Source organism: Hyphomicrobiales bacterium, assembly GCA_039973685.1.
GTDB lineage: Bacteria > Pseudomonadota > Alphaproteobacteria > Rhizobiales > JACESI01 > JACESI01.
The window spans coordinates 67,816-90,063 of the sequence record JBDWKL010000018.1 but is presented as its reverse complement, the minus strand read 5'-3'; the positions used below and the strand labels follow the sequence as shown (position 1 = coordinate 90,063).

General features: G+C 47.4%; 16 protein-coding genes. 6 read left to right on the top strand and 10 right to left on the bottom strand.

Features of this window, described 5'->3' with window-relative positions; genetic code table 11:
* The first annotated feature begins 2 nt into the window (after positions 1–2).
* Positions 3–659 (top strand): ribosome biogenesis GTP-binding protein YihA/YsxC, encoded by a 657-nt coding sequence (gene yihA, locus ABJO30_05400; GenBank protein ID MEP3232244.1) that lies wholly within the window; start codon positions 3–5, stop codon positions 657–659.
* On the opposite strand, the gene ABJO30_05395 is transcribed toward yihA, so the two are convergent.
* Positions 637–2,667, bottom strand: coding sequence for a glycosyltransferase (locus ABJO30_05395; GenBank protein MEP3232243.1), 2,031 nt, complete (start codon positions 2,665–2,667; stop codon positions 637–639). The genes yihA and ABJO30_05395 overlap by 23 nt on opposite strands.
* Positions 2,668–2,688: 21 nt before the next feature.
* Between ABJO30_05395 and ABJO30_05390 the strand changes: the two genes are divergently transcribed.
* Positions 2,689–3,585 carry a transporter substrate-binding domain-containing protein gene (locus ABJO30_05390; protein ID MEP3232242.1) on the top strand — a complete coding sequence of 299 codons (897 nt, stop codon included), beginning with the start codon at positions 2,689–2,691 and terminating at the stop codon, positions 3,583–3,585.
* Here the strand turns inward: ABJO30_05390 and ABJO30_05385 are convergent.
* Entirely contained in the window at positions 3,572–4,330 is a 759-nt protein-coding gene (locus ABJO30_05385) for a sterol desaturase family protein (protein ID MEP3232241.1), read from the bottom strand. The genes ABJO30_05390 and ABJO30_05385 overlap by 14 nt on opposite strands.
* Before the next feature lie 93 nt (positions 4,331–4,423).
* Positions 4,424–4,837 (bottom strand): tellurite resistance TerB family protein, encoded by a 414-nt coding sequence (locus tag ABJO30_05380; protein MEP3232240.1) that lies wholly within the window; start codon positions 4,835–4,837, stop codon positions 4,424–4,426.
* 241 nt (positions 4,838–5,078) lie between these two features.
* Between ABJO30_05380 and ABJO30_05375 the strand changes: the two genes are divergently transcribed.
* From ABJO30_05375 to ABJO30_05365, 3 genes are all read left to right on the top strand, one after another.
* The gene (locus ABJO30_05375) at positions 5,079–6,704 is read left to right on the top strand and encodes a lysine--tRNA ligase (GenBank protein ID MEP3232239.1); all 1,626 of its coding nucleotides are present in this window, start codon (positions 5,079–5,081) and stop codon (positions 6,702–6,704) included.
* Positions 6,705–6,719: 15 nt separating this feature from the next.
* Entirely contained in the window at positions 6,720–7,052 is a 333-nt protein-coding gene (locus ABJO30_05370; protein ID MEP3232238.1) for an NIPSNAP family protein, read from the top strand.
* A 192-nt stretch (positions 7,053–7,244) separates the two neighbouring features.
* Positions 7,245–8,750 (top strand): polysaccharide deacetylase family protein, encoded by a 1,506-nt coding sequence (locus tag ABJO30_05365; GenBank protein MEP3232237.1) that lies wholly within the window; start codon positions 7,245–7,247, stop codon positions 8,748–8,750.
* A gap of 89 nt (positions 8,751–8,839) precedes the next feature.
* Here the strand turns inward: ABJO30_05365 and ABJO30_05360 are convergent, their stop codons facing one another.
* The 7 genes from ABJO30_05360 to ABJO30_05330 all read right to left on the bottom strand — a co-directional run bounded on the left by ABJO30_05360 (position 8,840) and on the right by ABJO30_05330 (position 16,892).
* Entirely contained in the window at positions 8,840–9,496 is a 657-nt protein-coding gene (locus tag ABJO30_05360; protein ID MEP3232236.1) for a helix-turn-helix transcriptional regulator, read from the bottom strand.
* A gap of 148 nt (positions 9,497–9,644) precedes the next feature.
* The gene (locus tag ABJO30_05355) at positions 9,645–10,259 is read right to left on the bottom strand and encodes a 2-hydroxychromene-2-carboxylate isomerase (protein MEP3232235.1); all 615 of its coding nucleotides are present in this window, start codon (positions 10,257–10,259) and stop codon (positions 9,645–9,647) included.
* 19 nt (positions 10,260–10,278) lie between these two features.
* Positions 10,279–10,848, bottom strand: coding sequence for a thioesterase family protein (locus ABJO30_05350; GenBank protein MEP3232234.1), 570 nt, complete (start codon positions 10,846–10,848; stop codon positions 10,279–10,281).
* 87 nt (positions 10,849–10,935) lie between these two features.
* A complete protein-coding gene (locus tag ABJO30_05345) occupies positions 10,936–13,161 on the bottom strand; it encodes a 3-hydroxyacyl-CoA dehydrogenase NAD-binding domain-containing protein (protein MEP3232233.1) in 2,226 nt (741 codons plus the stop codon).
* Positions 13,162–13,181: 20 nt separating this feature from the next.
* Complete coding sequence (locus ABJO30_05340; protein MEP3232232.1) at positions 13,182–14,390, bottom strand: acetyl-CoA C-acetyltransferase; 1,209 nt, start codon at positions 14,388–14,390, stop codon at positions 13,182–13,184.
* Positions 14,391–14,418: 28 nt separating this feature from the next.
* The gene (locus ABJO30_05335; protein ID MEP3232231.1) at positions 14,419–16,206 is read right to left on the bottom strand and encodes an acyl-CoA dehydrogenase C-terminal domain-containing protein; all 1,788 of its coding nucleotides are present in this window, start codon (positions 16,204–16,206) and stop codon (positions 14,419–14,421) included.
* Between the two features lie 308 nt (positions 16,207–16,514).
* On the bottom strand, positions 16,515–16,892 hold the full coding sequence (locus ABJO30_05330; GenBank protein ID MEP3232230.1) for a MerR family DNA-binding transcriptional regulator: 378 nt from the start codon (positions 16,890–16,892) through the stop codon (positions 16,515–16,517).
* 488 nt (positions 16,893–17,380) lie between these two features.
* On the opposite strand from ABJO30_05330, the gene ABJO30_05325 reads away from it, so the two are divergent.
* A complete protein-coding gene (locus tag ABJO30_05325) occupies positions 17,381–22,120 on the top strand; it encodes a peptidoglycan-binding protein (protein ID MEP3232229.1) in 4,740 nt (1,579 codons plus the stop codon).
* The last annotated feature ends 128 nt before the right edge of the window (positions 22,121–22,248 follow it).

Here is a 22,248-nt window from a genome sequence, read left to right as displayed (position 1 = left end):
TCATGAGTAATGACGAAGAACTTCAAAAGGCGGCACTGGAAAAGGGCCGCCTTTTCTTTGCAAGACAGTGGACCTTTTTATTAAGTGTCGCGGATCTGCATGGCTTGCCAGAATTTGACGGTCTGGAAATCGCCTTTGCAGGGCGCTCCAATGTGGGCAAATCATCACTGATCAACGCGCTTACAGGCACCAAGGGTTTAGCGCGCACATCCAACACGCCGGGTCGGACGCAGTTCTTGAACTACTTCCTACCTGACGAAGTTGAAAAGGCTGAACTCGCCATCGTGGATATGCCAGGATACGGCTACGCCAAAGCACCTAAGCCGCTGGTTGAGCAATGGACTGATTTGATCATGCGTTACTTGCGCGGGCGTACGAACTTGCGCCGTGTTTATGTGTTGATTGATAGTCGGCACGGCATGAAGAAGAATGACATCGAAGTTCTCGATATGCTGGACCGCACCGCCGTGTCTTATCAGGTTGTTTTGACCAAGGTGGATAAGATCAAAGTGCCAGCGGTAAAACGCGTAACGGATGAAGTCTACGCGGCGCTTAAATCACGGCCAGCTGCTCACCCTGAGGTGATTGCCACATCGAGTGAAAAAGGCGAAGGCGTTGCAGAGCTTCGCGCTGTGATTACCGCTTTGACGGACCGCTAACGTTTTCCAAGTTCTGTTTTTGCCAAGGTGGCGATTGCCGATTCACCGTGCCGTGGGGTGTTTTCTCCCAAAAGTGCGGTGCGGAATAAAGCTGAAATAGCGCCCGCCATGCAGCAAGCGATAAGAGCGGCCAGTAAAGCGGCAATGTCAGGCTGTAGATGAAGAGTTTCTGTTTCCCGCGATAGGCTAATGCCCGATAGGCGAGAAGCATATGCACTAAATAAGCAAAGATAAGGTTGGCTGTTAGAAGAAAGAAAACATCATGTGGCCGACCCAAAATGCCAGCAGAAAACTGATACAATAAATAGGTTATGAAGAATGGGTGCCCAAGCGCAGAAATGAGCAAGAGAGATGAATAAAGGTGTAGGCTTAAAAAGCGGCCAAAACCAAGCTCATTCAAAGTTCGTGTAGGGTTTCTCAAATGCACAATGCTTGTTTGCATCCAGCCTTTAAACCAGCGAGTTCGTTGTTTTAGCCATATGCCAAATTGTTCTGGGGCTTCCTCATATGTTGGGACATCAATCATCTCAATGTTATGGCCGAACCGTTTAAGCCGGATACCAAGGTCTGCATCTTCTGTTACATTGTGCGGGTCCCACGCACCGACGGCCCGCAAAATATCAGTGCGAAAATGATTTGATGTGCCGCCCAACATAATAGGAGCGCGCCAGCTTGAAAGAGCAGGGAGTAGCCCATCAAACAAGCTCGCATACTCAATTTCAAACATAGTAGAAAGCCAGCGCCGATTTGCATTGTCGATGACAAGCGGTGCTTGAATACAGGCGGTTGAAATGTCTGCATGTAAGAAACGATGATAGGCCGCGCGCAATTGTTGTGGGTCTGGTCGGTCTTCTGCATCATAGATCACCACGAATTCGCCTTGTGCGACAGTAAGTGCATAATTGAGCGCACGGGGCTTGGTTTTCGTGGAACCAGCAGGCACGACTAGAATGTTGAAAATAGAATTATTAGCTGTCGCCTGTTCCAGTGCTTGGCGTGTGAGGAGGTCGTCCTCTTCAATAATCAGTTTGATGTCTAATTTGGCCCGTGGCCAATCTATGTCATTCAAAGCAGCAATGAGGTCAGGGACAATGTTGTCTTCTTTGTAAAGGGCAACCAAAATTGTATAAATCGGTAATTGTTCATCTGCTGAGCGGGATGGAATTGGAATTTGCGCCTTATTGTGATGCAGATCTAAGGCGGCGAGTAGTCGGATGCATACAGCACTGAAAAATAGCAAGCTGAGTATAAGGCCGGCAGAAACAACAACGATGTGTTGGCCAAAAAATATCAATGATAAAAGGCCGATCAGGCTGATTATGCAAAACCACAAAATAATACTTCTGTTGACTTCAAAAGCGGAAAATTGCGGCATGAACTTTCGCATCGTTGATGAGGCGTGTTGTTCTAATGGCGCCTTAAGGTGGTTGAGTAGGGCCCCTTTAATAATGCGAGGGCTTGCAATGAAAAACCGTTCTCGCAATTCAGGTGCATTCGTTAGCCGGATAAATAGGTCACGCGCCTCGCGTCGCTTTGGTGCAATCACTAACTTTGATGTGCCAGAGGCTGGGTGAAGTAAAAGCCGTGGGTTTTCTCGAAGTGTGGAAATGATGTGGCGATCAGTGTGGTCAATCTCAACCAATGCTGGATTGATGCTTTGAAGAAATGGCAATCCCAAATGATGGGCGAGAAGACGATAATAAACCTCTTCGGTAACAAACCCGCTGGCGATGAGTTCTTGGTGGGCTTCAACCGCATGTTGCTTTGCAGCTAGTTGGATGGCCCAAAGAGTGTTGAAGTCAAATCCATGATGGACCAAAAACGCGATATCGTCTTCGAGTTCGCGTACAAACACATCTTGCGAAGAATTATCTGTGTTAAGCGTGTGTTGAATTTGCTTTTCAAGTGGCGTGACTAAGGCGGCAGTTTCGGTTAAGAATAAGTCAGCAGAAACAACTTGATCCGTCCCCGATTTTTCAGTCGGCTCAGGCGGAATGTGAGTATTCAAATTAATTGAGCCTTAGTTGATATGACCAGACTATCGTATGACACAATTTGGAATTGCAATAGGTTGTTTGCTGGTCAATTATTATTGATCTTCAAGTTAATTTTTTTATTTTGTGCAATATTTTACGGATCAATTTCGAATGCACAAGAAAATCGCGTTGAAGTTCCAAAATTTATCAATCCAAACGCAACGGCATCGTCGGTAAAGACGACAACAGTCCGCTCAATTCGGTTTTTAACAACGAGCGACTTCCCACCTTTTAATTTCATCGACCCATCAGGAAATCTTGACGGTTTTAATATTGGGTTGGCTCGAGAAATTTGTTTGGAGATCAAAGCCCGTTGCACCATGCAAGCTTTGCCTTGGGATGATTTGCAAAAGGCGTTAAAGCGGGGGCAGGGCGATGCAATTGTTGCTGGGCTTGCGCTGACAGATAGCACAATCAGAGAGCTTGCTTTCACAAAAACCTATTTGCGCTTTCCTGCACGGTTTTTTTCCAATGCAGCATTTGCTGAAACTTTTGGCGATTTTAAAACGCCAAAAGGATTAAAGATCGGCGTCGAAAAAGACACAGCCCATCAAGCCTTCTTAGAGCGGTTCTTCCCAGACAATGAATTGTTGCCTTTTGATAGTCAGGACGAGCTGAGAGCAGGTATTTTGAAGGGCTTGGTGCAGATCGGTTTTGCTGACGGAGTGCAGACTTCATTCTGGCTTCAAAGTGCCTCTGCTAAAGATTGCTGCACGTTCGTTGGTGGACCTTACATCAACACCGACTATTTCGGCAGCGGCCTTTCAATGGCTGTTCCAATTGGTCGGCAAGATTTGAAAGACACGTTGAATGACGCGTTGATCCGCTTAATGCGCAAAGGCAAATACTCAGAAATTTATCTGAAATATTTCCCAGTTAATTTTTTCTAATTTTCAAAAACGGTAGAACCAAATTCCAAAGCAGGTTGACCGGCTTTCGATTTTGATGCTCGTTCAAGCCGATTGTCATGTTTTCATGCCCGTCTTTAGGATCGACCGTGTAGGTTTTGAAAATCCGATCCCAAAACGCGAAATTGAACCCGTAATTGCTATCAGTCTCAATTGCATGAACTGAATGGTGGATGCGGTGCATATCGGGTGTGACAAAGAATGGTCGCACGATCCGATCAAGCGCCAGCGGCAGTTTGACATTAGAATGGTTGAACATGGCCATGCCATTCAAAACAACTTCAAACAAGAGCACCGTAAAGGCTGGCGCACCGAGGGCGACCACAATGGCGGCTTTCCAAACCATAGACAGGATAATTTCCAACGGATGAAACCGCAAAGCGGTCGTTACATCTAAATCAACATCCGCATGGTGCATTTTGTGGATGCGCCATAAAATCGGCAGCTTATGGCTTGCCCAGTGTTCTAGCCAAACAGAAAAATCTAAAACCAAAAATGAAACGGCAAAGGCCACAATAAGGGGCGCATCAAATAGATTGAATAACCCCCACCCATTAGCTTCAGCATAAACCGCGGTGCCGACGGCGGCGGCTGGAAAAATCAACCGCAACGTCACGCTGTTGACGATTGTGAGCGCGCCATGAGAAAGCCAGCGTCCAGCTTTTACTGGCTTGTCGTCAATTTTGCTTCGTGCGCGCCGTGGTAGCCAGATTTCCAATAGCGCCATCAACCCAAAAATGCCGATAAAGGCAGTTAGGCGAATAATCGGTTCATTGTCGACGATGAAATCCAACCAGCAATCTCACTTTATTGTTGGTGATTAAGCTAAGCGGTGGCGAACACGGGCGCCATATTCGATAGCTGCAACAGAGAGTTTATCAAGGTCCAAACGATCGCGAAGCATTTGCAAGAAGCGAAGTTCTTCCTGTTCAATGTGCAAATCAGCCGCCGCCACTTCAACAGCCAATGCATAGGCTGTGTCGTATAGGTGGAGAGGCAAGCTTTCGGCGACGATGGTCAAAACGTCAGCAAGGCCATCATCTTCGCGCAGCTTGTCACCACAAACAGTTGCCACGTCAACCAGATCGTCAGGGTTGAAATCGCGGAAGACCGGTAAGATTTTCACCATGTCGCCGATGCGTAGAAGCTCGGCTTCATCCATGCTTTGATCGACTGCGGACATTGTTACCATGACATAGATCAGGGCTTCAAAATGGGAAATTTGGCTGCTCATGGGATACTCCGTTGATCTGCTTTATGAAGCAATTTAGTCAACTGATGTGTAAGGTCAAATGCCGTTTACATCAAGAAACTATTACCTGTTCGTGAAACCCATAACATTTAAGGGATGAAAAGTGCAGTTTTTGGCAACTGGTGCGTCTCAACGGCTTGACCCAATTCGGGCTGACCCCTAGTTTCGCGCCAACATTGAGCCTTCTTCTCCCGTTTTATAAAGTTTCTTAAAAGGAATTATTATGCCGAATGCCAGCACAGGCGCTCTTGCCCCTTTGACCATTACGCCCGCTTTGGTTGAGGCTGGCCGGAAATCAAAAGCATGGCCGTTTGAAGAAGCGCGTAAACTGGTGAAACGACTTGAGCAAACAGGCAAGAAAGAAGCCTTGTTTGAAACAGGCTACGGCCCATCTGGCTTGCCGCATATTGGCACCTTTGGCGAGGTGGCTAGAACAACAATGGTGCGCACAGCGTTTCGTGTTTTGACAGAAGACAAAATCCCAACGCGGATGATTTGCTTTTCAGACGACATGGACGGCATGCGCAAAATACCGGGCAATGTTCCCAATCAAGACATGCTGGCTGAACATTTGAATAAGCCGCTGACCCGCGTACCCAATCCATTTGATAGCGAACACCCAAGTTTTGCTCATCACAACAACGCGAAACTTTGTGAGTTTCTTGATAGCTTCGGTTTTGAATATGAGTTTGCCAGTGCCACAGACTATTATACGTCTGGCAAATTTGACGACATGCTGGTGAAGGCGTGTGAAAAATACCAAGACATTATGGACGTGATGTTGCCAACACTCGGTGAAGAACGTCGGGCGACCTATTCGCCAATTTTGCCAATCTCGCCGACCACAGGCAATGTTTTATACGTGCCGATGAAAGAGGTGACGGCTGACGGCATGGTGACCTTTGAAGACGAAGATGGCAGCGATGTTACAATTTCGGTCAAAGGTGGCAATGTGAAGCTGCAATGGAAACCAGATTTCGGCATGCGCTGGGCAGCTCTTGATGTTGATTTTGAAATGTTCGGTAAAGACCACCAGATCAATTCCAACGTCTATGACAAAATTTGCCGCATCCTAGGTGTTCGTCCGCCAGATCATTATGTCTATGAGCTGTTCTTGGATGATAAAGGCGAGAAAATTTCAAAGACCAAAGGTAATGGCATCTCCATTGATGAATGGCTGTCTTATGCCTCTCCTGAAAGTCTCTCCCTGTTTATGTTCCAAAAGCCTCGGACAGCAAAACGGCTCTATTTTGATGTGATCCCGAAAGCCGTGGATGAGTATTTCACTTTTGCTTCCAAAATTGCAGAGGCTGATGAAGTGGCCTTGTTGCAAAACCCTGCGTGGCATATCCACGGTGGTGTCGCGCCTGCTGCAGACATGCCGATTAGCTTTTCGATGTTGCTAAATTTGGTATCCGCTTCCAACGCCGAAGACCGCGAAACACTTTGGGGCTTCATTTCAAGTTATGCAGAAGGCCTAACGCCTGAAACGCACCCCAAGCTGGATGAGCTTGTTGGATACGCCATTCGCTATTTTGCTGATTTCGTAAAGCCAACCAAAAAATTCCGCGCACCAACCGATCAAGAACGCGCTGCGATGGAAGATTTGGCAGGCCGTCTTGGAAAGCTACCCACAGATTCAGCCGCAGATGTGCTTCAAACAGAAGTGTTTTCTGTTGGCAAAGAGCATGGCTTTGAAAACTTGCGCGAATGGTTTCAAGCTCTTTATCAAGTGCTGCTTGGTCAAGATCAGGGCCCACGCTTTGGTTCCTTCATCCAGCTTTATGGGGTGGAAGAAACCATGAAGCTGATTGAAAAGGGCTTGGCTGGCGACCTATTAAACGACTAAGCGAGGAAGAAAACGATGCTGATTGATATGCGCTCATACACCTGTAAGCCTGGCATGTTGCAAAAACATATTGAGCTTTACAAAGAGTTTGGCAAAGCACCACAAAGCCGCGCTCTTGGCCAGCCTGTTGCTTGGATGACGACTGAAACAGGTAACATCAATCAGTTTGTGCACCTTTGGGCCTATAAAGATGCAGCAGATCGCGCGGAAAAGCGTGCTGTAATGGAAGCAGATCCAGAATGGCAAGATTATAAACGTCGTAGTGCAGAGCTTGGCGCCCTCGTTCATCAGGAAAATCGTCTCATGAAACAGTGTGACTTTTTTCCGCTCTTAACAAAAAGCGCTTAATAACCATCACAAACGCTTGTGTATGGCTTATTTTTACCCAAATTTAAGGATGTAAACGTGTAACTGTTTATAAGTTCAGCGCGTACACCGTCGTTTCGGTGCTCCTGCTATTGTGATTTAACGAAAATTCGTCGGTATGATAGTAGGTGCGAAGAGGATTCGGCATCAAATTGGATGCAACGATAGAATGCGATGATCAAACTGTATGAACATCTAAATATACAAAAGCTGAAACAGCTTATACCCGCCTCAAAGCTCGTGCTTTCGGGGCTGTTATGCTTGTCAGTTGCGGTGCCCGCATCGGCACAAGGCGTGACGCGTTCTCCTTTGGAGCCTTTAACAGCTGCACCAACGTCCACACCATCCCTTAGAACGCTTGCGCCAACCACATCTATACAGTTGCGAAAACCGACCACGCAAAGCGTTAATTCAGGGTCTGCTCAAGCTTGCGCCGGTAAGCTTGGGGTGCATCGCACGATTAAAGTATCGCCAAAAAATGCGTTTTTGGTCGGGGTTGATAACCACGCTCGCCTTGGGTTGAGACGAAAAGAAGTTGTGTTGACCTTCGATGATGGGCCGCGCGCGGGTATTACTGAGCCGATACTAAAAGCATTAGCGGACGAGTGCGTGCTTGCGACATTTTTTGCGTTGGGGCGGTCAGCCAGACAATTCCCTCATTTGCTTGCTCGTGTTGCCAAAGAAGGTCACACCGTTGGAACACACTCACAAAGCCATCCCCTTTTAACAAAGCGCAATAGCGACGGCGTGGATGCTGAAGTAAGGCGCGGCATTGCTTCTGCTGAAGCAGCGCTTAAAGGGTCGGGCCACGAGCTATCTAATTTTTTCCGTTATCCCTATCTTGCCCGCTCTAAACGGACAGATGCAATTGTCAAAGGGTATGGGCTCGTCGGCTTTCATATGAATATTGATAGCTGGGACTGGAAAGATCAAACGCCCGAGGAAATGTTGCAAACCACATTACGCCGAACACGCGGCGAGGGGAGCGGCATTGTTTTATTCCATGATATTCAGGAAAAAACAGCAATTGCACTGCCCAAATATTTGCGGATTTTGCGTCAAGAAGGGTACAAAATCGTTCACTTGATCCCCGGGGATAGTGATTTCGATTATCGTCAGGATTTAGCAAGCAGAGTGCCGACGCCATTGGTGCGACCAGCCTTTGCGCCAAATACGCCATCAGGAGCAATCGTTCCCGTCAGTACAGGGAATGCTGCGTTAGAAAATGTGACGGATAACGCCGTGGTTGCGTCTGTTTCTCCCGTGACCGTTGATGATGCATCTGGCTTAAACTCTACAGAAGGTTCTCTACTTGAAGGCAACCGTGCGAACGCGGCATCCCGTCTTCGGGCCTTAGAGTTGCAAAAGGAAGAAGAGAAGAAGGAGCTTGCGAAGAGAGAAAGCGCAAGAAAGCTCGCTGCTTTGCCGGCACCTCTGCCAAAACGTAAGCCGAAACGAAGAAAAGTTACTTCGCTACAGCCAAAATCAAATACTCCAGAATTGCGTGGATCGCAGCCTATTAATTCTGACCCTGTGCAACCAGTTATTACTGGACAAAACCCAAGCAGCGCACAGACAGCAACAATCGCGTCAGGTTTTGAGCCTCTCCCAAAGAAGAAAAAGAAGAAGCGTTTCCGTCTCTTCAGAAAACTATTCACCAATACAGACGAAGGCTCCTAAGAGCGCCCGCATCTTTAGTGGTTCTGCAAATTGTAATGAATAGCCTAGGGTCAGGGCCCTACACGTTAGCTAAAGCAGTTAGTGGAAAGTTATTGGCTCGCCCAGGTGATTTTCATCATCCATTCAATGCTATTTCGATTGAGGCGTTGCTCTGCTTTGTCCGCGTTAAAGGTCGTCAACAGGATGTTATCTTGGTCAATATCAAGAAGGATGCTGACGATGAATTTACCGGTAGGCAGCTTAACAACCACACGGTCACCCGCCTTGGTTTGGATCTGCTTTGAAACGATGACAATGTCGTTTTCACGGTAAACTGGCAGCATTGTATTGTCGGAAATTCTAAAGGCGTAATCGCCGTTAAATTGACCTTCTGGAAGAGGGATAATTTGCCATTTTCCGGTGCTTTCTTGAACGTCTTCTTCAAAGAAACCACTGCGAGGCAGTGCCATTGGTGCGGTGCTTGAATGGGCGCTATAGGCTAAATCTGCTACCGAGTTTGGAGAACCAATTTGGCTATCCGGCTTAAGGATCATGCCAAAATCAAGAAATTCGGTCTTTGTAACTTCAAGTACTTTGGCAAGTGATTCTGTAGACGGCCAACGTTCGCGACCCTCTTTGCTGAAGCGTTTCGATTTATTGAAAGCGGTTGCATCAAGCCCTGCTTTTCGCGCAAGCCCTGAAGGGCTCAACCCATTAATGTCAGCCAATCGGTCGATGGCTGTCCAAATTTGGAGGTGCCTAAACATATCTGTTTCCCACGGCAGGTTGCAGCCCTGCTTCCCTTGTCTTCATAATCTAGATTTAGTGAGGCAAATACCTTCCTCATACCGCGTGCGCCACCATGCAGTCGAATCCTTTATATCACGTTTAACGTGTATGACAACTATATACACGCTATCCGTTTATAAAACTACGTCTGGTTGTAATGGCTTCATCCAAAAGTGAAATTCTGTCCTGCCCCCAAAAGCATTCACCGTTGAGCACATAAGAGGGGACCCCTAGTGCTCCTGCCTTAACTGCTAATTGGGTATTTGTGTCGCGAATTGTTGTTATTGTTTGGTTTTTTGCAAGGGTTAGCGTCGTTTCTGGGTTGTGATCATGCTCTTTTAAGAGATTGAAAAGGGTTTTTTCGTCCGCGATATTCTCCTCATGCACCCATACGGAGGCAAAAATTCCTGCCATGTATGGTTGTGGATTTTCTCCTTGTTCTATCAGCGCAATGATTGTTTTGTCTGCAAGTGTTGGGTCAACGGGGAAAAATTTTGGTTGTTTATTCAGCGGCACGCCACGATGAAGAGCGAATCGTTGAAGCTCAATCAAACGCATGCGTTGGCGAATTGGCGGGCGTTCTGCGGGTGGCACAGCGCCGGTTTCAGCCCAAATGCCGCGAATATTCACAGGGCGGATATTTAAGGTGTAACCATGCTTTGTCGCAACATCTTGTATTGGCTTGAAGCCGAGATAGTTAAACGGCGACGACGATGTGAGGTAGTAGTCGATCTCTTTCATGGCGGTTCCTTTTGAGGGGCTACGGCGCTGGTCGGTTTTTACTTGGTGTTAGACGCGCTTTTATGAAGGTATTTTCAATCTCACCAAGTGTGGGACTGTCATCAGTATAGCCCAGCTTATCCGCAATTTCGTCAATTGTTACAAATTCACGCTTTTTGCGATTGTAAAATCCAGCACGGGCAAGGGCTCTGGCCGCGATGAGTTCTTCGCCGTTGCGCAAAACATAAAATGTTTGTTCAGCTAAAGCGTTTGTTCCTTCCCAGCCTAAAAAGCGGGTGCGCATAACAAACCGTTCAAAAGGTTTAATCTCACGGCGAAATTCAATTTGATAACCAGCCATCATGGCGGACCATTTCTCTTGGCGAACGGTTTTTCCAAGGCCCGCGCGAATTGCGTAATCAAGACGACCAATATCTGAGAGCGCTCCATAGCGGGAATGGGTCATATGAAAATTGATGTCACAATCTGTTGGCCAGACACGAAACCACAAAGCGCTTTCACCATTAGGAAACTCAATCAAGCGTTGTCCCTTACGTGTTTGCCATAGAGCAAGAAAGAGGGACCACAACAGGCGAAAATAGAGCGTCATATAGATAGGTTTCCAATAAGGGGTGGGCGCAAAAAAATACCCGACACTTGTAAAAAGTGCCGGGTATCAAATCAACAACGTTTAAAACTAAGCAGCTTTATCAATCCCAGCTTTTGGGTTGAAGCGCTCATAGAAGCTTTCGCCATTCTTTGCCATCTCAATCAACAGCTTGTTTGGTTTGAAACGGACCCCGTGTTTCTTTTGCAATTTTTTGCAAAGAGCGACGAAATTCTCTGTTCCCATCATGTCGATGTAAGACAAAGTGCCACCAGACCATGGCGCAAAGCCGAAGCCAAGAATTGAGCCAACATCTGCTTCGCGAACATCGGTAACAACACCTTCTTGGAATACACGTGCGGCTTCTAGAGCTTGAGATACGAGCAAGCGGTCTTTCAACTCTTGCACGTCCAAAGCGTCTGTATCCTCAATTTGTGGGTACATATCCTTGAGACCTGGCCAGAGATGTTTCTTGCCTGGCTTTGGTGGGTACTCATAAAAGCCTTTGCCGTTTTTGCGGCCAAGACGTCCATGTTTGTCTACCATTGTATCAACCAGTGACATCAACTCAGGATCAACGGCTTTCTCTCCAAGGTCAGCGATAGTCGCGCGCATGATCTTCTGTGCAAGGTCGATCGCCACTTCGTCATTAAGAGAAAGCGGGCCAACTGGCATGCCAGCCATTTTTGCGACATTTTCAATCATCGCGGCTGGTACACCCTCTGTCAGCAAGAGATGACCTTCGCGGATATAGTTGAGCACGCAACGGTTGGCGTAGAAGCCTCGTGTGTCGTTTACAACAATCGGTGTTTTCTTGATCATGCGGACATAATCAAGAGCTGTTGCCAGCGCTTGGTCGCCTGTTTTCTTGCCGACAATCAACTCAACCAACATCATCTTATCAACTGGTGAGAAGAAGTGGATGCCGATGAAGTTTTTAGGCCGCTTAGATGCTTCCGCCAAGCCTGTGATTGGCAAGGTCGAGGTGTTGGAGGCAAAGATGCAATCTGGTTTGATAACCGATTCTACTTGCTCGGTGACGACCCGTTTGATTTCGCGTTCTTCAAACACGGCTTCAATCACCAGGTCCACATCTGCAAGCTCATTATAATCGGTTGTTGCCGTAATCAGATCGAGCAGCTTCTCTTTGTCTTCTGCTTTTGCTGAACCGCGTTGTACTTGCTTTGATATCAAGGCGTCTGAATGCGCTTTGCCTTTGTCGGCAGCTTCTTGTTCGCGGTCGATCAGCACAACAGGAATGCCAGCTTTCGCCGTAACGAAGGCAATGCCTGCACCCATGAAGCCTGCGCCAATGACGCCAACTTTCTTGATCTTGCTTGGGGCCACACCTTCTGGGCGACGTGCGCCTTTTTCAAGCTCTCCTTTGGACAAGAAGAGCGAGCGGATCATGTTGCCTGCTTGCGGAGATTTCATACACGCTGTGAAATAGCGCGCTTCAATGCGAAGGCCGGTATCCATTGGCACCATTGAACCTTCATAGACACAAGACAAAATGTGTTGAGCTGCCGGATAGTTCATCGCTGTTTGGCCACGCAAAATGGCATTGGCTGCTGGCCAAAGCTGCATACCTGCTGGCGTGTAAACACGGCCACCTGGCGCTTTGAACCCTTTTTGATCCCAAGGTGCTACTGATGGCACAATACCGTCGTTGATCATTTGCTTCGCGGCTTCAATAAGCTTGTCAGCAGGGGCAACATCATCGATGAGGCCAAGCGCTTTTGCTTTGATTGCTTTAAGGCGTTGGCCTTGGATCAACATTTGCAGCGCTTGCTGCATGTCTTTTGCTAGACGAGAGACACGTTGCGTACCGCCTGCACCTGGCAAGAGGCCAACTTGGACTTCTGGGAGCGCGAGGCGAAGTTTGTCATGGTCTGAAGCAACACGGGCATGGCAAGAAAGAGCAAGCTCTAATGCGCCACCCATACAGGTGCCATTGATTGCGCAAACGGTTGGTTTTTCAACCTGTTCCCATGCGCGGTAAATTGAACCGAGGCGGGAAACACCATCAAACAGCATTTGTGTTGCAGCTTCTTCGTCTTTGGCTTTTGCCTCATTGTAGGTGCGAAGTGAACCTTCCAACATGGAAAGGTCTGCGCCGCCTGAAAACGAGTCCTTTTTGCCTGAGCAAATCACGGCACCTTTAATGGCATCATTTTCGCTTACTTCTTTGGTGAAGGCGACAATGTCTTCCATAACGCTTTCATCAATCACGTTCATGGATTTATCAGCCATGTCCCAAGTGATGAGTGCAATGCCGTCGCTATCAACGTCGAGGGTGAAGTTTTTATATGTCATGTTATCTCTCCTCGTATCCACTAAACGCGTTCAATAATGGTGGCAGTACCCATGCCTGCACCAATACAAAGCGTGACAAGTGCCGTGTTCAAATCGCGACGTTCCAGTTCATCAAGAACCGTGCCTAAGATCATTGCGCCTGTTGCACCAAGTGGATGGCCAAGCGCGATTGCGCCGCCTGCTACATTGATTTTATTGTGGTCAATATCGAAGGCTTGCATGTAGCGAAGCACGACAGAGGCAAAGGCCTCGTTTAATTCGAATAGATCAATATCGTCCGGCGTCATTTTCGCGTTTTTGAAAAGTTTCTCTGTCACATCAACGGGACCTGTCAGCATCAACGCTGGTTCTGAACCGATGTTGGCAAACGCTTTAATGCGGGCGCGTGGTGTGAGGTTGTTCTTTTTTCCTGCTCGTTTTGAGCCGATCAAAACCGCTGCTGCACCATCCACAATACCAGATGAATTGCCCGCATGGTGAACGTGATTGACGCTTTCAAGTTCAGGGTGTGCTTGGATGCCCACCTGATTGAAGCCACCCATATTGCCCATCATTTCAAACGATGGATTGAGCGACGCAAGTGATTGCATATCTGTGCTTGGGCGACGGTGTTCGTCATTGTCCAAAATGGTCAGGCCGTTAATGTCTTTGACCTTGATAACGGATTTATCAAAATGGCCCTTGTCCCAGCTTTCAGCAGAACGTTTTTGACTTTCAACAGCATAAGCATCCACGTCATCACGGGAGAAGCCATATTTTGAGGCGATCAAGTCCGCCGATACACCTTGCGGCATAAAGTAAGACGGAAGAGCAACAGCTGGATCAACTGGCCACGCACCGCCTGATGCACCAAGACCAACGCGAGACATGCTTTCAACACCACCTGCAACAACCAGATCATGTTGACCTGCCATTACTTGGCTTGCACCCATATTAACCGCATCAAGGCCAGAGGCACAAAAGCGATTGATCTGCATGCCGGGTACGGATTTGTCGTAGCCTGCTGAGAAAATAGCAGCTCGCGCAATGTCGCCGCCTGCTTCACCAACTGGATCGACACAACCAAGGATCACGTCGTCTATTTGTTTGGTGTCCAGTTCGCTGCGGTCGCGGATAGCACTTAAGGTTTGGCCCGCAAGGTTTACCGCCGTCACTTCATGAAGTGAGCCGTCTTTTTTGCCGCGTCCGCGCGGGGTGCGAACATGATCGTAGATAAAGGCATCAGCCATAGTCTGTTCTCCTCCAAATGGATTGGTATTAGAATTGGTCAGCAGGTAAAGACATTAGCGTCTCTGACCCAGACGAAATTCTCGCCAATCTCATTGTTGTTTCTGGCAACATACGTTCCATGTAGAAACGGCCAGTAATAAGTTTTGTTTGGTAAAATGGGTTGTCGTCATTGGCCGCTTTTTCAAGAGCTACTTGCGCCATTTGTGCCCACATATAGCCAATGGCCACTGTGCCAAACATATGCATGTAATCAACAGAGCCAGCACCTGCATTGTCAGGGTTTGCCATGGCATTTTGCATGAACCACATGGTTGCGGCTTGAAGATCGCCAAGGCCTTTTTTGAGGGGCGCTGTGAAAGTTGTCATTTCTTCGTTGTCGGCATTTTCTTTGATGAAGGTTTCAACTTCGCCAAAGAAAGCCATGACAGCCTTGCCGCCATCTTTAGGCAGTTTACGGCCAACAAGATCGAGGGCTTGAACGCCATTGGCACCTTCATAAATCATAGCAATACGAGCATCGCGCACAAATTGCTCCATGCCCCATTCTGCTACATAACCGTGACCGCCATACATTTGTTGCGATGAAACGGTGTTGTCAAAACCAACATCTGTCAGCACGCCTTTAATGACAGGGGTCAATAAGCCCATCAAGTCATCTGCTGCTGCGCGTTCTTTTTCGTCTTCTGATCTGTGGGCGATGTCGCCTTTTAAGGCAGTCCATAAAACAAATGCGCGTGCGCCTTCATTAAAGGCTTTGATGCGTAGCAATGTGCGTCGAACATCTGGGTGAACCATCAACGGGTCAGCTTTTAGCTCTGGGTTTTTATCACCTGTTAAAGAGCGGCCTTGCACACGGTCATTGGCATAGACCACAGCATTTTGGTATGCGACCTCAGATTGCGACAAGCCTTGAACGCCAACGCCAAGACGCGCTTCATTCATCATGGTGAACATGGCGCGAAGGCCTTTGTTCTCTTCACCAATCAAATAGCCTGTTGCTTCATCATAGTTCATCACACAGGTGGAATTGCCGTGGATGCCCATTTTTTCTTCTAATGAGCCACATGAAACGGGGTTGCGATCACCAATTTCTCCATCATCTGAAATGTGGAATTTGGGAACGATGAAGAGAGAAATCCCTTTTGTTCCCTCAGGCGCCCCTTCGATGCGGGCAAGCACGAGGTGAATAATGTTTTCTGTGATGTCTTGTTCACCGGCGGAGATGAAGATTTTTTGGCCAGAAATTTTGTAAGATCCGTCATCTTGTGGAACGGCTTTTGATTTAATAAGGCCAAGATCCGTACCGCAATGCGGTTCGGTCAAATTCATGGTGCCGCTCCATTGGCCGGCAATCATGTTTGGCAGATATTTTTGTTTTTGCTCGTCGTCTGCGTGCACTTGAATAGCGGCAATCGCGCCTTGTGTCAGGCCGTGGTACATGCTCCACGCCATATTGGCTGATGATGTATATTCGCTAGATGCTGCATTCAAAATGTAAGGAAGACCTTGCCCACCATAATCAGGGTCGCAAACCATGCCGATCATGCCAAGTTCCGCAAACTGGTTGAATGCTTCTTTAAAGCCAGATGGGGTTTTAACAGAGCCATCATCGTTGCGGACACAACCTTCTTGGTCGCCGGTTAGATTGATCGGTTGTAATTCTTCTTCACTAAAACGACCAGTTTCGCGTAAGATTGCTTCAACCATATCAGGCGATGCATCTTCAAAGCCTGGCAGATTGTTATAGCGTTCCATTTTCAAAACGTCGTTGAGAATGAAGAGTGTGTCATCGACGGGGGCTTTATATGTAGGCATTCTTCTCTCCGTAGTTTACGTTGACGTAAACGTCACTTATTGAGTTAGACGTAGCTAATTTGGTTGAAATTTTCAAGACCTTTGATGTCTAAGCTCTCACAAATGTGCCAGTTTCTAATCATCGGCTACCGAAAATGGCGGGATTCAGAGTGTTGTGTTCCGCATTTCACAAAAGAGTGACGCATATTTTCATGGCTGGGGAAAGGGGAAAGCCTATTAAAGCCTGTCTTTATGCGATCAATTTTGACATTCAGGCACAAAAAAAGCGCTCAAATCAATCAAGCGCTTATAGATATTAGTTGTAAGCTTTATTGGCTTTCTTTTTCAACCAACATTCCTTCGACGATCATCACGGTCTGTGACAGTTCGCCGATTGCTTGCTCCACATCCTGTTTTTGTTTTTCAAGCAAGGCAATTTGTTCATTGAAGCGTTTGAGAGAAACCTTCAATTGTGTGGATTGTCCATCCTTTAGATCATAAAGGTCGAGCATCTCTTTAATTTCTTTCAAGGAGAAACCAACGCGTTTCCCCATGAGCACAAGTTTCAACCGCGCACGATCTCGGCGGCTATAAATTCGCGTTACACCATCACGGCGAGGGTGAATTAGGTTCTTGTCTTCATAAAAGCGTAGAGTCCGCAAACTCACATCAAATTCCTTGGCAAGATCACCAATTGTGAAGGCCATTTAGTTTCTCCAGTGTATGCATTGCTCGGATGCAAATGCGTTTGATGTCTTTGTAGAGGATTACAACCATGTTGTGCAAAATTGTAACTGACCGAAAGATTGATCAGCGTCGTAACGTTGTAGTGGCGCGATGAGCAACTCTCGGTTGCGGCTGAGATAGTAATTTATGCACTTTACGTAAAGGTAATCTTTATTAGACTTTCGTATAAGAGTGATGCTGTGAACTGCGCTGTGACGGTTTGGAATAGGATAATTGATTTTATCGCGAGTCCCAATATAGAACTGCGCCCAAAAACCATCATTATTGAAAAATATAGGCTTTTTAACGGATAAACTTGGATAATAGTTAAGTATTTTAAAATTTATTAACCCCCCGTTTACCACGTTTATCGAAAACTGATCATGGGTATCAATGTCAAAACAGGTGATTCGCTGAGCAAGCGAACCGTGATGGCATTTAGATTAATTCGCTAGCGCGGGAGATAACTGTGAACTTTAGGCAGAAAGCTGCAAATAGTGTGAATAGGCCAAGTGAAGACCATGGCACTCTTGAGCACCAGGCAGAGCAAGCGGCTCGCTTGGCAGGCAAAAGTGTGGAAGCATGGCTCCAAGATGTTATCAATGAACAAACGTCGGCTTTAAATGCAGCAGCACATCATGGCGATGCAGCGCAGCATGATAATGACTATGTGGCAAAATCCGCGGTTCTCAATGAACTGGTGGATCGTGTGCGGCATTTAGAACAATCTTTTGAAGCAACAAACCACCAGCAATTTGCAGAGCCTGATACAGGCACTTTGTCCAGCGCGCTTGATAGTGCCGCACGCAATTTGAACAAGAATTATGATGAAGACGCGCGAGCATTGATTGAAGGTATCCGTGCGAGAGCACAAGGCCAAAACCAGCTGCCACCTAACCCAGTTCAGGGTCATCAAGTATCGCAAGCTCAGCATGTCCCGCCTCATTCAATCCCGCAAAGCATGCCAAATGCTCAAAATCCGGCTGTAAGCCCGCAAGACGTCAATGCAGATCGCATGTTGGAAATGCTGGGTACGCTTGGGTATTTAGAGCAACAGTTGAAAGCAAATTTACAACAGGCAAATGCGCAACCTGCTGTCATGATGCAAGCAGCAGCCCAGCAACCAGTTTTTGCTCAAGCAAACAGCGCTGGATTTAACATGCCAATGCAGGCCCCAGCGGTCGCTCCAGTGCCAACGCCTGCAGCCCCTGCTTCTCCTGTTCCACCGGTAAACAATGAAGACACGATGCGACTATCCAGACTTGAAGAGCAGCTTGCTCGGATGGAAAAGCATTTAACTGCGTCGCAAGAGCCAGAAACAGAACCAGATGATGATCCGGTTTATCGACCGAAAAGAAATCGCCGGACAAAACGTGGTGTGAAGTCAAATGCCGCAAGTGAGGCGCCAATCTTGTCTAAATCAAGCCACAAGATGGGTAAAAAACAAGGTGGCCAAGCTTTGCGCGAAGCGATGGATACCATTGTCGAGCAGCACACAAATGATGCGGTTGAACGCACCCACAATGCAGTTGAGACTGGCGACACATCGCCACTCATGGCAGACCAGGCACAAGAGGGCCGTCACAATATGGACCGTCGCGAGACGGATAAGCACTTCCAAACGTTGATGGCAAAAATCGAAGCACTCAATACGGGTGCAACTGATCCAGCCGTGATTGAAAGTCTTAAAGGCGAACTATCTGCCTTGAAGGGTGAGGTTACCGCTGCAAATGCACAAACAAGCTTTGCTGGTCAGCACATTCAAGAAGAAGTCAAACGGTTGCGCACAATCATTGCCGCAATGCCGGATGGCAATGTGAACCCGTTGCTCGGTAGCCGTTTGGAAACAATGGAAACAGATGTGAACCGGATTGCCGAGTTCCTTTTGAAATCTCCAGACCTTTCTGCCGTTCCAGAAGACACGATGAAACTGCAAAGCGAATTAAACCGTCTATCTGATGGCTTGCTCGCTGTTATTGATAGAACAGAAAAAACCACAAGCCAAAACAGTGATTTGGTGGTTTCGCGGTTGCAGGGAAATCTAACGGGACTGCGTGACGACATCATGTCAAACATGCAGCAACTCAATATTCCCTCAAATGTAGCAGGCGCTGTTTCAAGTAGTCTGGAAGATCGCTTTAACAAGCTACGATCAGAGTTCGATTCGTCATTGTCCAGTTTGGGTGGTGAAGTGACAGGGCTTGGTTCCCGTTTGAAAGATCAAGTGTCTGACCTTAGCGCTCAGATGCAGTCGACGGAAGCTTCATTGTCTGCTTTGAATGGCGAAGTGGCTGAGATCGGTTCTGGATTGAAAGACCAAGTGTCGATAATCAGCGCTCAGGTGCATTCAGCAACCGAACGCCTCGAAGCACTCGGCAATGCACGAAATGGCGATGCACATGCCGCTGAAAAAATCTCTCAGATGGAAGGCCGGCTTGTAAAGGCTGCCGAGCGTCTTGAAGCGGCCAGCATGGATGCGGCCAGTGCACAGGGGCCTGCGCCAGCAAGTCTCCTTCAATTACCTGTCGACCTTATCACAGAGCAAAGCCTACGCAGTGAGCTTGGCGAATTTGCATCGTCGCTTGGGCCGACCTTAGAAACAGCCCTAAGTTCGACTCTCGAAAGGTCAGTTGGAAAGAATCTGACTGCGTCGATTGAAAACAATCAATCAGCAATGGTGAAGCGCATTGATGAGGCATTAGCCAAGCTTGACACCCTTACTGACAAGCAAGATAAAATGATTGAAGATGTCGCCCGCCGTACAGCTGAAAAGACAGCGCAAAGCATGGGTTCGGCGAGTATTCCAACGACTGGGGATGCGCCCGAAACGGCCACGATGCTTTTCGACTTGGGTGAAATTCGTTCAATGGCGAATACGCTCCTTACGAGCAGCAATAACTCCTTTATGTCCATTCATGGAATGCTTGATGGCGTTGCTGGGCGGCTTGAAAAATTAGAGCAACAAGGTGGTATTGCGCCAGAAGGGGATCCTGCTCCATCTGCTGCACTGGCGTCTGAGCTGCAAGACCTACGCACCTATATGTCCAGCATGAAAACATCGACAGATGACCTTTCAACTGAGACACGTTCATCCTTCCATTCTGTCCAAGATATGCTGTCTCGCGTTTCAGAACGCCTTGAAGCATTAGAAGCGAATGGGTCAAAATCAGCGCCACTTATGGCATCCGAAAACATACCATCTGTGGCCAAGATTGCAGATGAAGATGTCGCCCTTCCAAAAGATGAAATAAACTCGGTGGTAGAGGCCGAAGTTGAAGAAGAACCTGCTATCCAGAAACCTTCTGCTCCGACAGAAGAGGAAGTCATGCAACGCATGCGGGAGCATGTTAAATCGCGTGAGCCTGATGCACCCGTTTTGATTCCTGATGACAATGACATGCCAACTGAACCTGGTTCTGGGCGTCCGATCAATGATGACGTCATTGAATTATCCAGCGAAGTTGAACCGGCGTTTGAAAACACCCCTGCACCATTCGCATCAGATGAAATGATTGCTCGACATGATGATGAGCAAAAAAATGAGCATGAAGATGATGACTTCGGCATGGATGTTGAAGATCAAATGCCAAATAACGACACAGGCTCAAAATCAGATTTCATTCACGCAGCCAGACGTGCTGCACAAGCGGCTGCTGCAGAACAAGCACTGCAGTTGGATGATGAACCTGAAAAAGGAAAATCAGCTTTATCTGCCATCCGTGAGCGGATCAACAAAGCAGCTCGTGGTGGGCGTAAAAGTGTTCTGGAAAACAACGACGACCTAGATGCTCCTTCCATAGAATTGGATGAGGATTCTGCCATTGAACCAAATTTGGATGCGATGGGTGAAAAATCAAAAGATTTGAGGGAGGATTTGGTTGAAAACTTGGCTGATGAGAAGGGGAAAAATAATCCGCTTCGCACAGCATTGCTGGCGTCAGTTTGTGTGGCGATTATTTCAGTCAGTGGTTATCTACTCAAAGATTCGATCAGCGCACTGTTTGGTGGCTCACCAACAAATACCGCGGCGCAACAAGCCGAGCCGAAGATTACAACGAAGCCTGCTGTTGAGAAAAAGGCTGTCCAGCAAGAAGTTGTGAAACCAGCGGTAAATTCCAATCCGAACCCGGCTGAAATTACCTCGCGACCAGAAACAGTCATTGATCTCAATGCAACCAGTTTACCGCCTTCTGCAACCGAAACTGAAGAAGTTGACGATGCACAGATTGTGGATCCAAGTACGACGCAATCAATTACGCGGCAGTTAGATTTCAATGAGGTATCTCCACAAAGTGGGATCATTCGTGACGCAATGAAATTGTTGCCGAAGGATAAAGTCTCAGACAAGCTATCTGATGCATTGTTGGAAGGTGATCCAGCAGCCCTTCTAGAAGTTGGTCGCCGTTATGGGGATGGTGAAATTTTTGAGCGTGATCTCAAAAAGTCAGCTTTTTGGTACGAACAATCAGCGGCAAATGGATCTGCAATTGCAAAATTCCGCCTCGGTACTCTTTACGAAGATGGCGTGGGTGTGGCGAAAAACCCTCAGGAAGCCAAGCGTTGGTACATTGAATCTGCGGATTTAGGCAATGCGCGGGCCATGCATAATCTCGCGGTACTTCATGCCGAAGGGGCGCTTGGTCGTCCAGATTTCGAAGAGGCTTTTAAATGGTTTGAAAAAGGTGCCAACCATGGCATCAAAGACAGCCAATTTAATGTTGGCATTTTGTATGTCCGCGGACTTGGTGTCGAAGCTAGCCTTGTGCATGCATATAAGTGGTTCGATGTTGTTGCTAAAATTGGCGATCGTGATGCCGCTGAAAAACGCGACGAAATTGTGAAAGTACTGACTAAGGAACAGCTGAAAGAGGCCAAAGTAAAGAGTGCAGCTTATAAAGCAGTTCCGATCAAGGTAGATGCAAATGTCATCTCTCCTTCTCCAGATTTTTGGTTGAAAGGCTCTAAATTAGCACTCGGCAAAGTGCCGAACGGCTTGGCTAGAAAAACAACTAAAAAGCAAGGTTCGCCTCAGGTGAAAGAAGCGCAAGTCCTCCTAAATGGATTGGGTTTTGACACGGGCGGTGCAGACGGGCTTGCTGGCAAGAGAACTAAAGACGCGATCAGAGCGTTTGAGTATGAAATTGGTATGCCACAAACTGGACGGGTCAATAAGAACTTGATTCAGTTGCTCAAGTCTCAGAAAATCTAGTCTAACAACAAAAGCCAGCCCACCATCCACGACGGGGGCATATAAGAAATTAAAAAAGCTGCTGTGAATGCTCAATTCACAGCAGCTTTTTTGTGTTTATGCCTAAATGCTAAGGGCAAAGATACTAA

Coding starts and splice junctions, on each gene's coding strand:
- yihA (MEP3232244.1), top strand. CDS start 3: ATGAGTAATGACGAAGAACTTCAAAAGGCGGCACTGGAAAAGGGCCGC.
- ABJO30_05390 (MEP3232242.1), top strand. CDS start 2,689: ATGACCAGACTATCGTATGACACAATTTGGAATTGCAATAGGTTGTTT.
- ABJO30_05385 (MEP3232241.1), bottom strand. CDS start 4,330: ATGGCGCTATTGGAAATCTGGCTACCACGGCGCGCACGAAGCAAAATT.
- ABJO30_05380 (MEP3232240.1), bottom strand. CDS start 4,837: ATGAGCAGCCAAATTTCCCATTTTGAAGCCCTGATCTATGTCATGGTA.
- ABJO30_05375 (MEP3232239.1), top strand. CDS start 5,079: ATGCCGAATGCCAGCACAGGCGCTCTTGCCCCTTTGACCATTACGCCC.
- ABJO30_05370 (MEP3232238.1), top strand. CDS start 6,720: ATGCTGATTGATATGCGCTCATACACCTGTAAGCCTGGCATGTTGCAA.
- ABJO30_05365 (MEP3232237.1), top strand. CDS start 7,245: ATGATCAAACTGTATGAACATCTAAATATACAAAAGCTGAAACAGCTT.
- ABJO30_05360 (MEP3232236.1), bottom strand. CDS start 9,496: ATGTTTAGGCACCTCCAAATTTGGACAGCCATCGACCGATTGGCTGAC.
- ABJO30_05355 (MEP3232235.1), bottom strand. CDS start 10,259: ATGAAAGAGATCGACTACTACCTCACATCGTCGTCGCCGTTTAACTAT.
- ABJO30_05350 (MEP3232234.1), bottom strand. CDS start 10,848: ATGACGCTCTATTTTCGCCTGTTGTGGTCCCTCTTTCTTGCTCTATGG.
- ABJO30_05345 (MEP3232233.1), bottom strand. CDS start 13,161: ATGACATATAAAAACTTCACCCTCGACGTTGATAGCGACGGCATTGCA.
- ABJO30_05340 (MEP3232232.1), bottom strand. CDS start 14,390: ATGGCTGATGCCTTTATCTACGATCATGTTCGCACCCCGCGCGGACGC.
- ABJO30_05335 (MEP3232231.1), bottom strand. CDS start 16,206: ATGCCTACATATAAAGCCCCCGTCGATGACACACTCTTCATTCTCAAC.
- ABJO30_05330 (MEP3232230.1), bottom strand. CDS start 16,892: ATGGCCTTCACAATTGGTGATCTTGCCAAGGAATTTGATGTGAGTTTG.